We start from the raw sequence: 12,898 nt of genomic DNA on the forward strand, positions 1-12,898 counted from the left end.
GTCAAACTATTGACCACTGGCAGCCAATGCTGCCGTCCGAACTCCTCCTGGGATGGCTGGCCATGCCGGAGATCACCATTGTCGATGCATGCAGTCACGTCGTTGAGACGTGGCGCTCGGCGGGTGTGCTCGCCGAGCAGAGCGTGACGAAGTTCGACGGCGTGCTCGAGCGGTTCGGCGGCTACGCCGCGGCCTTCGGGGTGCTGCGACTGGTCGACGTTGACGGTGAACTTGTCGCACAGTTCATCCGCGCGCGGGGGAGGCGACGCTCGGGCGAGATCGCCGAGGCGGCGGTCGGGACGATGCAGATCCGGCGGGCAGTGTTGCGAGCCTTCTACCGCACCGCGCGCCAGCTGCGGTTGACGTGGGACGACCCCGCCCGTGACGTCGAACTGCCGCATCGTGAAGCTCGCACGCCGCGTCCGCTGACCGAGGCGGAGGCCGACCTGGTGTGGCTGCACGCATGGGCGGCCGGTGGTCGGTTCACCCGCCATGCAGCGACCGCAGCGTTGCTGTTCTCGGGCGCGCACAGCGGCGAGGTCGGCCACGTCACGGTCGCCGACCTGGACGTCGTCAACGCTCAAGTCTGGCTGCACGGCGCCTCCCGGTACACGCCGCGTCACGTCAGCGTCGCACCGAAGCATTTCGAGGCGCTGGTCGAGCGCGTAGACACACTGAAGCGCCAGGCACCCCACGCGCACGACGATCAACTGGTCCTCGCGACGGGAGCCGGCGGCTCAGACGCGAACAAGCAGGCGCGCGTCTGCGTGACGGCCGCCGATCTCCTCACCGAGGCCGGTCTTGGTCGGGACGGCGCCCTGCGACCGTCCTCCATGACGGCAGTCGCTGGCGTGCAGGCGTTTGCAGTCGCATCGCGCATCGAGGACGCCGCTCGTGTCCTGGGACTGGCCTCACTCGACGCGGCTGCTCGCTCGATCGGCTGGCAGTGGCGGGGCGACGTCTGATGGCGCGCGACTCTTATACCGACACGGACCGGACCGGGGACTACTCGTGGACGGCGGAGGACCGAGCCGCCACGCTCATCCATGACGACACCTTCTGGGACACCGTCGACGTCTTGCCGACTCGCCCTGCGCGCGGCCCGGGGCGCCCGAACGAGTTCCCGCCGTCGGTCTACCTGCTCTACTGCATGGCGGCGTCGGCCATGGGTGCGCATCGCGCGGCGGCGTCCTGGATGGGCAAGCGGAACGTGTGGCGCAAGATCCGCAAACAGTGGGCACGGCGCGGCGTTGAGCTGCCGAAAATGCCGCCCACGCGAGGGCAGTGCAACTACAACCGGGACCGCCACGTCGCGCCTTTCACCGACGCGATCGAGCGCGCGTTCGAGGCGAGCGCACGGCGTCGCGCCCGTCGACACGGCCTGCTTGACTCGCCTTTCCGGACGTCGAGCCGTCCGGGCCGAGCCAACGTCGTGGTGGCCGACGCGACTGTGCCTCGTATGCCGATGTCCCGCGAGGCCTACGAGCGTCGCACCGCGGCCGGCGAGGTCCTTGATTATGGCTACTACACCGAAGCGGGTGACCACCCCGTCTTCGGCAGCAAGTTCCTGATGCCATCCGTCCGTGGCGTGGATGCGAACGGGAACGTGCTGCCCAACTGCCGGCTCATCCTCGGCGTCCCCCATGTCCCGTTCGATGCCCCCGGTGGCGAGGCCTCCGTCGCAGTTGACAAGCTTTTGGAACTGCGCGGGCACCTCGAGGGGATGCACGGCGTGCGCTACGACGGTGCCCTGCGCGGAACGCACTTCGACGCACTGATGGCGGCCGGCCTCGCGGTGGTCAGTCCGACCCACGACGGCATCAAGCGCAAGGCCTACGGCACGATCACCTGCAGACACACCGAGAAGCCAGGTGCTGAAGAGTGCAGCACGGTGCACGACCTGTTTACCGAGGATGGCAATCTCGGCGTCACCGAAGTCATCGTCGACAAGGGCACGACGCGGGTCTTCCACGCGCTGCCCCGGCTGCGGGAGAACGTTCGAGAGAACAAGTCGGGCTTCGTCTGGTACGCGCAGTACCTGCTCCCGTGCGGCCACGCCTTCATGGCTCCGCTGACCCGCACCGCCGCCGACATCGCCAACGGCTACAACCGCGCCGAGAACCTTCGGCTTCACCCTCCCGGCTCGCCGGTCTACGCAGGAACGTACGGATGGCGCTCGGACACGGAGACGACGCACAACCAACTCGACACGTGGCTGTACCGCCACCGCATGATCGCGCACACGCTCGAGCGCCAACGGCTCGTCATGATCGGCTTCGCGGTGACGATCAACGCCATCACCGACTGGTACTGGCGGCGCACGCCTAGCACGTAGGCGACGCTCGCCGCGCAACTACACATGCCGAGGTCACCCGCTGAGCGCGGGTGGCCTCGGCATACCCATGTCCGTCCACGGGTAGGCTGAGGCGACCCTGGAACCCCTTCCCAGGGTCATCGGCACGGCTACGACGCGTCTCCGTGACCCTTCGCGCCTCCTGCGGCGGGTTATTGACCACGTTTCCGGCTAGTGCCTGGCGCCTGTAGCTCAGGGGATAGAGCACCGCTCTCCTAAAGCGGGTGTCGGCAGTTCGAATCTGCCCAGGCGCACAGAGTGTCATTGCAGGTCAGAGGCCCGCGAGGCGACGTTGGTGCCGGGGCTGCGGTCTCCGTCTGGGGCTCGTGGTCAGCGTGTGGTCAGTGACTTGTCTCAGGACGTGGACGGCCTATCAAGGACGTGGACGGACGCCGGCGGACAGATGGCGCCGGTTCTGGCTTTGAAGCTCGGCGCCGACCCGTCGCAGGTTGGCCTAAGCGCGGTCAGGGCGTACCGGTGGGCGTCGTTGGAGTGGTGAGGTTCTCGAAGGCCGGCAGCAAGGTCTCAGTCAGAGCCGCCGCCTTGTCCCCCACGTACCAGAGCACCGGGTCGTACCAGCCGGTGACAGCCATCACGACCAGGAGCGCGACCATGAACCCCCGCGCCCAGCTTCTTGGTGCGATGCCGAGCCCGATGTCGATGGCGTCCGATCCGCGCATGGCTGAGAGGGTGCCATCCGCCACCGACATGGCCGTGCGCCCGGCGTCAGGCGGCTCGTCGGCTGGGAGAACTCCCTCCCGGCGACATGGAGTGCGAAGGCGAATCAGCGGCGCCGCTTCCCCCGGTTCCCTCGCTTCGATGGTTGCCTCTTCCTCGCCCTCGGCGGCAGAGTGCTGGGTGCCCTGTCGGGCGGGACGAGACGCATGGCTCGCGCGAGGGCGTCGAGATCGGGGTCGAACGCCCACGGGTCGTCAAGCCACAGGGTCACGCGGGGACGGCCGTCGGGTGCCAGGAGCACCCCGAGCGCCCGATCGGCATGTTCCTGATGCTTCTTGGCCTCCAGGTACTGGCGCAGGTGCTCCCGGTTCGCCGGGGTGTCTGCGCCCGCGGCGAAGATGTAGATCCAGCGCCCGGTGTCGTCAGCGCCGCCCGTCGCGAAGGTATGAAAAGAGCCGTCAGCGCCGGCCGCGAGCGTGAGTGCGACACCGCCAGCGGTCGAAGCTTGAGCCTGCGCCGAGTAGCTATCGATATCGGAGGCCGCTCGCCACCAACCCGGTGCGCCGACCGCCGCCATCGCGTCGAAGATCTTGGCCAGTTGCGCGTGCATCGGCTCGCGACGGGGGCAGTCCACCTGTCGGCTCGAAAGGCCGTCATCGAAGTACATATGGGCATCGAGCTGATCGGTGAAGGTCCCCACGAGGGTTCGCCCCTGGTTCGCGTACTCACGTCGCTTCTTGGTCGTAGGAGGCTTGGAGTTGGCATGCCGGGCGAAGATCCGGTCGGGGTCGGGTTCGAAGTAGAAGCCGCCAGCGACGAACCACATGAGGATGTCAAGTTCGTCCGTCCCTGTGATCCACATCGCAGCATCGCGGTTCGTTCGTCGACGCAGGTATGTGAGTAGGTGCTCCGGTCGATCGAGCACGCGCTGGAACACTAGGAGGTCGTGGACGCCCACCACCCAAGGCAACTGCGTCTGCGTGAGAACTCCGGCCTGAACCAGCTCCGACGTCGCAAGGGCGAGTGGCCCTAGGTCGTCGAGGCACGCGACGATGGAGTGGGTCTCGTGCACGTTGCTGAGATCCAACCACGTCCCGTCCTCCAGCCAGAGGCCGCGGTAATTCTCGATGATTGAGCGTAGGCGCGTGGCTTGCTCGGCCGCCTCGCCAATGGTCTTCATCACGTCGCCGTGTAGTTGCTGTACTCCGCCCTGGCGCGACTTGAGCCTGAAATCGCCCGCTTTGACTTCCACGCAGAGTGCAACGCCATCCAGCAAGACAAGCGCGTCAGCCTCCGCCACCGGCGCGTGCTGGTGCGTCGTGGACGTCGACGAGAGATCGTGATCGGCATCTCGGTGGCGATAACGAACGTTCTGGCGGATGACGGCACGGCTGCGGAGGATCGTGTCGATCGTCGCCGAGACCAGGTTCTCGACCGCCTGGTCACGGGCTCGGCCGTAGCGAGTCCAGCTCGATGTCGTCTTCAGACGCGCCTCGCAGGTCCGACGGATCTCGTCCTCGGCTATCGCCCCAGGAAGGGGGAGGTAGCCGCGCCCGGGCGCGTGCAGGATCGCCTTTCCGGCCAGTGGGTTGCGTCCCTCGCAGAACTGACGAACCAGCTCCTCGGAGCTGCGGCCGTCGGGTCGCGCACTGAAGGTATCCAAAACAGCCTGTGCGACGCGTACATCCAGCCCGGCCGCTTGCGCGACCTCCTTGGCCGTAGCCAATTGCAGTTCAGCGGGCGTGCGAAACAGTAGGTGCGCTGCAGCTCGCGTCGCCTCGCTCGGCGGCCCACCGGCCAGGTAAGCCTGGTGCAATTGTTGGAGCACCCCATCGAGCCGGTCGCCACCCACGGTGATGAGCGCTTCCCGGACGGCGAGGACGTCGTCATAGGTAAAGCCTAAGACATCGCCGAAAGCTGCGTCTGTCTTCGGCGTGCGAAGGACTCGCGCGTTAACCTCGGCAGCAATCTGAGGGTACTGACGTCCGCGTACGGAAATCTCGTGGCTCGCAAGCCGCCACGCGAGTTCGCTCATTCGAGTTTGGGAGGATCCGTCGACCCGCCAGCTCGTGCGCACGAGCCCGCGCATAGTCGCGAGCTGGACGATTGTTGCTCCGGTGGCGGCCAGGTCCGCGACGATGGACGCAGTGTCGACTGCGCACGTGGCGGCGCGTGTTGGCAACCCGAGTCCGAGCAGCACCAAGCCCACCACTTCGACTGCGGCCCAAGAGTCAAGCGGGCTCGTCTCGCTCTCTCTCCAGAGGGCAAGGTCGGGAGGCATGACGAACTGGCGCAGCAAGATCATCACGTCGAAGGCGTCATGCCCCCACACGAGGTCGTGCAATGCCGCGATTCCGTAGCTGATGGCTTCGTCTAGATCATGGGTGCTCTGTGACTCTTCGGGTTCAGCGGGCCGCAGCTGCCCCGCCATGGCGTCAAGCTGTGCGCCGGTTGCGACGAGCGCTTCGCGGCTTGCTGCCACGAGCCTCAGTCGACGGCCATCTGGTGCCTCGAAGAGCGCCTCGTGGACCGTCAGTGGCTGGAGGTCTGCCCGGGCAGGGTCGGCCCATCGGGGCTTGTTGGAGGGATCGATCGCCACGATCGAATACTTGCAGGCACGCCCGACACACGGCGGCGCCCCCGTCCTAGGCGAACGCGTCGGGTGCGTCCTTTCGTAGTCGCTCGATCGCCCGAGGCGCCTCCATCACCGGGATCACTGGCAACCGCTCCATCGCCTGCCACGTCGCCTCGCTGAACAGGTGCCCGTACAGGTCCATCGTCATCGTCGCCGTCGAGTGTCCGAGGATCACCTGCACCGCCTTCACGTCCGCCCCGGCTGCGATGAGCAGCGACGCCGCGGTGTGTCGCAGGTCGTGGATCGTCGTTCCCTCCACGCCCGCGCGCCGGGTCGCCTCCATCCACCCCGACCGCGCCCGGAAGTTGGTGTTTGTCCACACGCCCCCGGTCGGGCTCGGGAACAGGTACCCGCCCGGAGCCGTCCCCGCGACCCGCGTCCGCACGTACTCGTCCAGCGCCGCCGGCACCGGCACCGTCCGCGTCTGGTGCGTCTTGGTCGGCCCGAACACCGCCCCGCTGGTCCGCTTCGACTGCGTCGCGGCCCGGTGGACCCTAACCCCAAGCCCGTGCGGGGTCTGCACGACGTCGTCTACCCGCAGCGCCGCCATCTCCGAGAACCGGCACCCCGTGGTCCCGAGGAACAGCACGACTGGCTGGCACAGCGGCGGGACCGCCATGACGAGTCGGCCAAGCTGCTCCGGCCGAAGCCAGCGCGGCTCGCGCTTGGTCCCCCCGCGCGGCAGCGCGACCATCCGCGCGACGTTCACCGACAGCCGCCGGTCGCGGATCGCGTAGTCGAACACCAGCCGGATCATCGACAGCGCCCGGCGCCGCGTCGCCGTCGCCAGCCCGCGCGCGGTCAGCGCCGACATCACCCGCTCGACGTCGGCCGCCGAGATCCCGGAAATCGGGTACGCCCCGATCTCCGGGATCACGTACTTGTCCAGCAGGAACCGCGTGGTCTCCTGGCTGCGCACCGCCAGGTGACCACGCGAGGCCTGCCACTCCTCGGCCAGCGCCGCGAACGTCATCCGCCCGCGCGCCGGGTCGATCCACGAGCCGGCGTCCAGCTTCGCGAGCTGGTCGGCCTCCCAGCGCTTGGCATCGACCCGGCGCCCGAACGACCGCTGCGCGATGACCCGGCCCTCGAAGAACACCTTCGCGCGCCAGGTCACGTTGCCTGACGCAAGCGCCCGCCTGGTGACGGACATCAGCGCCGCTTCACCGGCATCGTCGGCTCGCGCTCGACCCACGCCGCCGGGAGGAGGATCACCGTGCCGAGCCGTCGGTACGGGATCTGCTCGTGCTCGACCAGGTGGTACAGCGTCCGGGGCGGCACCCCGAGCACCCGCGCGGCGTCCTTCACGCGGTAGTACTGCCGGGCGGGGGTGGTGGGGACGGTGTGCTGTGCGGTGGTGGTCATGACCTTCTCCTTCTGTTGGGTTGGGTGTTGCGGTGGTCAGCGACCGAGCACAGGCCCATCGGCGGACGACGGCGGCACTCCGGTCCAGTAGTGCGGCGCGGGCTGTGGAGGCACGACGCTCCACGGTTGCTGTGGACGCGCGGGCGGCACGAGGGGCGCGGCCCGGCCGGGGTGGTATGCGTCCCAGGTCTCGGTGGCGCTGGGCTCGGCGTGGCTGGTCGCGAGGATCCGCTCGAGCACCTCCCGGCCCGATGGCGGCGCCTGGCCCGGCAGGCACTCTGGGTCGCCGCCGTCGACAACGACGTAGGTGCGGTTCGCGTGGCGGCCGCGGCTCATCGCGACGTACAGGTCCTCGCGGCCCATGCCGGGGGTGGCGATGGTGTGGGTCTCGTCGACGGTCATGCCCTGCGTGCGGGCGATGGTCGTGGCGTAGCCGAGCTCGACGTGCTCGGCCACGTACTCGGTGGGGAGCCGGACGGTGGGCGCGTCGTCGTGGCTGGTGGGGCGGGCGCGCAGGGATCCGTCGGGCAGGACGGCGGTGACGTCCCACAGGGCGCCGTTGCGCACGAACCCGTCGGCGGTGGTCAGGCGTCGGTCGTTGCGGCGGGTGACGATCCGATCGCCGACGCCAGCGATCAGCCCGTCGTGCAGTATCACCCCGGAGCGGGCGACGTCGCCGATGGTGACGCGGTCGGCGCGGACCCGGGCATTGAGCTCGCGGACGGTCCGGTTGTCGACCGACTGCAGTACCGCGACCCGGCCCTCCTCACTGGCCGTAGTGACGGCGTTGATCGCGGTGTCGAGCATGGCGTCGTGGTCGCCGGAGCTGATCGCGCCGTGGGCCTCGTAGGCGTCGAGCGCGCCCGGGTGCCCGCGGCGCAACTCGAGGCTCGCGCGGGCCTCCCACGGCTGGCTGAACCGCCAGAGGCTGGTGAGCTCGGCGGTGGGTCCGCGACGGGCGAGCATGCCGAACGCCCCGCCGGGCGTCGACGGACCCGCGCTGCAAGTGATCGCCGACGAGCAGCACTTTGGCGGTCGCGGCTCGCGCCTGCTCGACGATCGCCGCCAGCGTGCGGGTGTCGGCAAGGGATGCTTCGTCGACGATGACGAGCTGCCCGGGGGAGAACCGCCACTTGTCCTGCTCGGCGCGCACCCGCCACTGCTCCTCCCGCGCCGCGCGCATCTCGCGGAAGTCGCCCGCCGCCTCGCGGGCGATGGCGTCGGCGTACCGGAGTGCGCGGGCCGTGCCGCCGTCGCCCGTGGACTCGTGCAGCCACTTGGCCGTCGTCTCGCACGGGATCCCCAGCGACTCGGCGAGCGCCCGAGCTGCGGTGGCCGACGGCGCCAGGCCGACGACGGGTCCGATACCGCGGCCCCAGAACGTCGTGAGCGCGGCCAGGGTTGACGTCTTTCCGGAGCCTGCCGGGCCGACCAGCACGTCGAGGAGTCGACCGGAGGTGACGACGGCTTCGGCGGCCGCGCGTTGGTCGGCTGCAAGGGCGCCGAGGTGCTGCTCGGTGCGCAGTGCCGGCTGTCCGAGCATGGCGCGCGCCCGATGCGGGAAGCCGTCGGCCTCGGCGGCGTCGATGAGCACCTTCTCTGCAACAAGCAATTCGGTCGAGGTGTACAGCGACTCGCCGACCCTCCGGGTGGCCGGGTCGCGGTTGTCATCCAGTTGCACGCACGCCGCTGTGGCCTCGGAGGTGATGGCGCTGAGCAGGGCACGCCGCTCCTCGGGCGACGCCATCCGCAGCAGCTTGGAGGAGCGGACGGCGGCGGCGCCGAGGTTCCACGTCGTCCACACCGACCGCCGCGTCGACACGTCGTCGAGCACCTGGGCGACCATCGCCGCGCGCACCTCCGGGCCGACGTCGTGCGCGTGCAACGCCCGCCCGTAGGCGCCTGGCCAGGGCCCGCTCGGCCAGGTCGTGCGGCTCGAGCCCGGTGAGCGCGCGGGCGCGATTCGTCCAGTCCGCCAGGAGGTCCGCAAGTGGCCGAACCGTCTTCGGCGGCCGCGTCGCCCGGGTCAGGTGCTGGCGCGCTCGGGTGGCTTCCACCCGCGTAGGTGCCCGGCCGTGGGCGGCCTCGAACCGGGCGAGCCACTCCTGCTCGGCGCAGTGGATCGCCTCTGCGCGGGTCGAAAAGTGTGCGAGCAGGTCGTCGCCGATCCTGTCGACCTCGAACGCGGGGTTGCGGCGGGGGCCGCGGTCGCGCATCGACCACTCGACCGGCAGGCGGCGAGCCAGCTCGTCCGCCAGCAGCGCGTCATAGAGCTCGGACACGGTGACGACCGCCGCGTGCACCGTCCGGCCGTCCAGGCTGCGCCACGCACCGTCGAGGCCCTGGACCTTGTTCGCGATGACGACGTGGGTGTGCAGGTTCGGGTCACCGGCTCGGGTGTCCCAGTGGTCGAACGCCGCGGCGACCATGCCGCGGGTGCGGACCTGATGACGCCCTGCCTCGCCGATGCGCGTGCGGATGACGCGGTGCTCGACGAACTCCAGCGAGGACGCCAGCGCCGCCCGGTGCGCGTCATAGACGATGACGCGTGTCGCGTCATCGGCCAGCGCCCACAGCACCGAGACTGACTTCGGCGCCGTGAACGTCAGGTCGAACCCCACCACTGCGTGACGCTTCCCGTCATCGAACCGGCTATAGGGCCGCCCTAGCGCGTCATCGGTCAGTGGGTCGATGCCATCACGGAACACGGCCGTCATCGCCGCCTCGGTGACGACGTCGCCCGCTCGGAGGCGCCGCGCGGCGTCGCCGAGGCCAGGCGAGTCCCTCGCCGTACCAGCGCCCGGCCGGGCTGCCGGTCCGCTCGTAGTACGCGGTGAGCGACGCCCCGGCGTCGAGGCCAGCGTCGCCCGCGGCGACGTGCCGGGTCAGGTAGGCGTAGCCGTCCCCAGCCGTCAGCTTGTGCATCGACATCACCGGCACCACCTCCCTCGCGACTCCGTCGCTACCTGCAGGTGTGCGGCACCGGGGGAGAAGATGCGCACCTGCCGCCGCGACGGCGTTCAGGAAGAGGTGTGCCAGCGGCATTACCAACGTGAGGCTTCACGGGAGATCTGACCAAAGTCAGCGCTCCGCCATGTCGGGGCTCAGCCGTCGCGTCGTACACCGAGCCGAGCGAGACATCCACGAGGGTCGAAAGGCCGCTCGAGGTCTCCTGGTCTAGGCCGTCCGGGGGAGCGGGCCTGTCAACAGCGCTGCCCTCTTCGTACCCTCTTCGTGGGAGGGAGCCTTCGGATGCCGCTGGTGGCCGAAGTCGATGGCGCACGAGTGGTGTCGATCGATCTGGACGATGACGCCTGGGATGCGCTGCGGTTGAGATCCCGCGGCGGCGCTCTCCGATTCCCTGCCTGCGCCTCAGCCGCCTACCTCCGCACGTCCCGTCGAGGCTTGCGGCACTTCGCGCATGCGCCGGGGGCGGGTGGTTGCGGCGCGCACGGCGACGAGTCGGCCGCACACATGCAGGCGAAGGCGCTGATCATCGCCGCGGCGCGGGCTGCCGGCTGGCAGGCCGAGCCGGAGGTTCCCGGCCCCGGTTACCAAGCAGACGTCCTGACCACCTCTCCCACGGGTGTTCGACTGAACTTCGAGGTGCAACTCGCACGCGAAGAGGACACCGACTACCGAACGCGAAGCCTCAGGCGGACGGCTGACGGATGCCGCGTGTTGTGGCTCACCCGTTATCCACTCCCGCCGCGCGGAGATTGGGAGCCAGACCCGCTTGCGGTGCCGGACCCGCGCGCGCCGCAGGCGCGGCTCGTGGAGACCGAGGGGCAGCAGTTCAGCGTCCTTCTCGATCGCATGTGCTCGCTCGAAGAGGCGGTGACGGACCTCCTGTCAGGAAGGATCGTCCTGCGGGCGCAGATCAGTGGGGAACGGGTGCTTCGCGTGGTTCTGGCTCGGCGAGCGTGCTGGAGCTGCAGCGCCCGGATATCCCTCTGGCGAGTCGTCGGCGAACACACCGTCGGTGCGTGTGGGCGGTGGGCCGACGCAGACGCCGTGCGGCTGGTCGAGCATGCCCATGCCGAAACCAAGCGGGAGCAGGCGCAAGACATCCGCGCGGCGGTCGCCGCTCGCATCAAGGACCTCCGCTGGCCTGCGATGGCCGGTCTGTCATCGCGGGCCTCGGAGGAGGCGGGCAAAACATACATGGCGTTCTCCTGCTGGCAGTGCGGCCGGGTGCAGGGCGACCACTACCTCTCCCAGGTCTGGGTCGAGGCCGCCTACAACCCAGACCAGCCGGAGGTACTGGTTAGTCGAGGCGCGAGCGCTGTCGAAGTCCCGCACTGGTGCCGACCGCCCGAAGGAGCGACGCCGTGCCGGAGCTTGCCATCTCCTGCGCCGCCGTCGTCGCGTACCGACGAGGACGGCATTAGATGACTCCGCACCGCCGTTTTCGGTGAGGGCGACGCAGGGCAGACCTCCTCATCGTCCACGCCACGGAGCGCCGCCGAGACGACAACGTCGGCACAGCCACGGACCTTGAGTGCTACTGCGGCGCCCGAGGACGCGTCGAGAGAAGCGGTCGCGGCCCGACCGGGTGCTCACTACTTGGCTACCTGCCGAGAGCCGATGACGGGCGGCGACTCCTCTTGCATCTCGCTGCTCGTCCGGGCCTCACCGGCCGCCATACGGTGAGAAGGTTCGTCCATGTCCAAGGACCTGATCACCCTCGAGTGCGATGCCGCGCGCTCGCGGCGGAGGGGGCGGGGCATTCCGAGAGACACTGTCGTCCGGCTCGTGGCCGCCGGAGCGGGCTTCTGCTACAAGCCGGACTGCCCAACGGGCTTCCTGTGGCACGAGTTTGAAGACGGGAGCGCGGTCAAGCTCGCTCAGGTAGCCCACATCATCGCGGCTAGCCCGACGGGGCCGCGTGCCGATCCGGCGGCGACGCATCAGGAACTCGTTTCGCCGGCGAACCTGCTCCTTCTGTGCCCGACTTGCCACGTCGTAGTGGACAGGGCGCCCGACCGCTTCGCTGTCGCGACCCTCGAAGCGTGGAAGAGCGAGCACGAATCAAGAGTCGCTGCCATTTGGGGTGTGAGACGCTTCGACGATCGCGATTCTTTGCGCCGGGAAGTTGAGACTCTCCTGCTTGAGAACCGAGCGGTCTGGGAAACCTACGGACCCGAGTCAGACGCCGCGCGGACCCTCCAGCCAGACGCACCTCTGGCATGGCAGCGGGAGGTAGTTCGGCAGGTGATACCAAACAACTCGCGCCTGTTGCGCCTGCTCGATGCCAATACCGATCTCCTCGAGCCATCCGAGCGCCGAGTTGTGGCTGCCTTCCGACTCCACGCGCGCGGCCTCGAAGAGCGACATCTTGGAGGAGTCGTCAACAAATTTGCACCGCGGTTCCCAGCCGAAATGAACGAGATCCTACTTCCAGGAGCGTGAGATGGCGGAACAAGGCTACTATGAAAAGCGACCCCGGCCCGAGCACAGGGCGTACCTAGAGAAGCGCTTGATGGAGCGCCCCGTTGTTGACTCGGTCGAGTTCGCCGACGATTTCAGGATGACGGTCTTGCGCGATGGTAAGTCCACCATCCACGCCTACATCACAAATCAGTATGAGTTGGGCGTGGCTGACGTCGACGAGATCCTTGCGCTTGCTCCGGAGACGACCTGCATCGTGTCGACAATGGACTACAACCACTACTCCGCTGAAGCAAAGGAGTCTGCCAAGGAGCGCGGAGTGGGCCTCTTCAAGGCAACAGAGCTCCTAGGTGCGGTCTATCATGATGGTGCAGCCTTCCTCGAATACCTGCCTCCTCGCGAGCGTGAGAGACTGCGCCAACGTAACAGTTCCTGATTCATGGGCCGTTCTAGTCTTCGGCAGTTCCTCGCGTTGC

Annotated in this window: 11 protein-coding genes, 1 tRNA gene and 2 pseudogenes; 6 read left to right on the plus strand and 8 right to left on the minus strand. The window is 68.6% G+C overall.

Annotated features, from left to right (window positions below; all coding sequences use genetic code 11):
• Positions 1 to 62: 62 nt before the first annotated feature.
• From CBZ_RS03735 to CBZ_RS03745, 3 genes are all read left to right on the plus strand, one after another.
• Positions 63 to 965: a site-specific integrase gene (locus CBZ_RS03735; RefSeq protein WP_130780252.1), complete on the plus strand. Its 903-nt coding sequence runs from the start codon at positions 63 to 65 to the stop codon at positions 963 to 965.
• A complete protein-coding gene (locus CBZ_RS03740; RefSeq protein ID WP_130780253.1) occupies positions 965 to 2,335 on the plus strand; it encodes a hypothetical protein in 1,371 nt (456 codons plus the stop codon). The genes CBZ_RS03735 and CBZ_RS03740 overlap by 1 nt, the downstream gene beginning before the upstream one ends.
• 199 nt (positions 2,336 to 2,534) lie before the next feature.
• Positions 2,535 to 2,607 (plus strand) — tRNA-Arg (locus CBZ_RS03745).
• A 210-nt stretch (positions 2,608 to 2,817) separates the two neighbouring features.
• Here the strand turns inward: CBZ_RS03745 and CBZ_RS03750 are convergent.
• The 8 genes and pseudogenes from CBZ_RS03750 to mobF form a co-directional block, all read right to left on the minus strand.
• Positions 2,818 to 3,033, minus strand: coding sequence for a hypothetical protein (locus tag CBZ_RS03750; RefSeq protein WP_130780254.1), 216 nt, complete (start codon positions 3,031 to 3,033; stop codon positions 2,818 to 2,820).
• A gap of 104 nt (positions 3,034 to 3,137) precedes the next feature.
• Positions 3,138 to 5,630, minus strand: a complete 2,493-nt coding sequence (locus CBZ_RS03755; RefSeq protein WP_130780255.1) for a hypothetical protein — start codon at positions 5,628 to 5,630, stop codon at positions 3,138 to 3,140.
• Positions 5,631 to 5,676: 46 nt separating this feature from the next.
• Positions 5,677 to 6,783, minus strand: coding sequence for a tyrosine-type recombinase/integrase (locus CBZ_RS03760; protein ID WP_246013020.1), 1,107 nt, complete (start codon positions 6,781 to 6,783; stop codon positions 5,677 to 5,679).
• 35 nt (positions 6,784 to 6,818) lie between these two features.
• Positions 6,819 to 7,031 carry a helix-turn-helix domain-containing protein gene (locus CBZ_RS03765; protein ID WP_130780257.1) on the minus strand — a complete coding sequence of 71 codons (213 nt, stop codon included), beginning with the start codon at positions 7,029 to 7,031 and terminating at the stop codon, positions 6,819 to 6,821.
• A 36-nt stretch (positions 7,032 to 7,067) separates the two neighbouring features.
• Positions 7,068 to 7,838, minus strand: a complete 771-nt coding sequence (locus CBZ_RS21675) for a hypothetical protein (RefSeq protein ID WP_246013030.1) — start codon at positions 7,836 to 7,838, stop codon at positions 7,068 to 7,070.
• Between the two features lie 69 nt (positions 7,839 to 7,907).
• Positions 7,908 to 7,997: pseudogene (locus tag CBZ_RS21680) on the minus strand (hypothetical protein); the annotation flags it as partial.
• 55 nt (positions 7,998 to 8,052) lie between these two features.
• Positions 8,053 to 8,778 (minus strand): annotated as a pseudogene (locus tag CBZ_RS21685) (AAA family ATPase); the annotation flags it as partial.
• Positions 8,699 to 9,748 carry a MobF family relaxase gene (gene mobF / locus CBZ_RS21690; RefSeq protein ID WP_246013022.1) on the minus strand — a complete coding sequence of 350 codons (1,050 nt, stop codon included), beginning with the start codon at positions 9,746 to 9,748 and terminating at the stop codon, positions 8,699 to 8,701. The pseudogene CBZ_RS21685 and the gene mobF, both read right to left, overlap by 80 nt.
• A gap of 535 nt (positions 9,749 to 10,283) precedes the next feature.
• Between mobF and CBZ_RS03775 the strand changes: the two genes are divergently transcribed.
• The 3 genes from CBZ_RS03775 (at position 10,284) to CBZ_RS03785 (ending at position 12,858) form a co-directional block, all read left to right on the plus strand.
• The gene (locus tag CBZ_RS03775; RefSeq protein ID WP_130780258.1) at positions 10,284 to 11,426 is read left to right on the plus strand and encodes a competence protein CoiA family protein; all 1,143 of its coding nucleotides are present in this window, start codon (positions 10,284 to 10,286) and stop codon (positions 11,424 to 11,426) included.
• 270 nt (positions 11,427 to 11,696) lie between these two features.
• Positions 11,697 to 12,443 (plus strand): HNH endonuclease, encoded by a 747-nt coding sequence (locus tag CBZ_RS03780; protein ID WP_130780259.1) that lies wholly within the window; start codon positions 11,697 to 11,699, stop codon positions 12,441 to 12,443.
• 1 nt (position 12,444) lies between these two features.
• The gene (locus tag CBZ_RS03785) at positions 12,445 to 12,858 is read left to right on the plus strand and encodes a hypothetical protein (RefSeq protein WP_130780260.1); all 414 of its coding nucleotides are present in this window, start codon (positions 12,445 to 12,447) and stop codon (positions 12,856 to 12,858) included.
• The last annotated feature ends 40 nt before the right edge of the window (positions 12,859 to 12,898 follow it).

The sequence above is a fragment of the Cellulomonas biazotea genome (assembly GCF_004306155.1).
GTDB lineage: Bacteria > Actinomycetota > Actinomycetes > Actinomycetales > Cellulomonadaceae > Cellulomonas > Cellulomonas biazotea.

Bases quoted from the DNA above. Each gene is read 5' to 3' on its own strand.
- CBZ_RS03735 (WP_130780252.1), top strand. From the start codon at position 63: ATGCCGGAGATCACCATTGTCGATGCATGCAGTCACGTCGTTGAGACG.
- CBZ_RS03740 (WP_130780253.1), top strand. From the start codon at position 965: ATGGCGCGCGACTCTTATACCGACACGGACCGGACCGGGGACTACTCG.
- CBZ_RS03750 (WP_130780254.1), bottom strand. From the start codon at position 3,033: ATGCGCGGATCGGACGCCATCGACATCGGGCTCGGCATCGCACCAAGA.
- CBZ_RS03765 (WP_130780257.1), bottom strand. From the start codon at position 7,031: ATGACCACCACCGCACAGCACACCGTCCCCACCACCCCCGCCCGGCAG.
- CBZ_RS21675 (WP_246013030.1), bottom strand. From the start codon at position 7,838: ATGCTCGACACCGCGATCAACGCCGTCACTACGGCCAGTGAGGAGGGC.
- mobF (WP_246013022.1), bottom strand. From the start codon at position 9,748: ATGACGGCCGTGTTCCGTGATGGCATCGACCCACTGACCGATGACGCG.
- CBZ_RS03775 (WP_130780258.1), top strand. From the start codon at position 10,284: ATGCCGCTGGTGGCCGAAGTCGATGGCGCACGAGTGGTGTCGATCGAT.
- CBZ_RS03780 (WP_130780259.1), top strand. From the start codon at position 11,697: ATGTCCAAGGACCTGATCACCCTCGAGTGCGATGCCGCGCGCTCGCGG.
- CBZ_RS03785 (WP_130780260.1), top strand. From the start codon at position 12,445: ATGGCGGAACAAGGCTACTATGAAAAGCGACCCCGGCCCGAGCACAGG.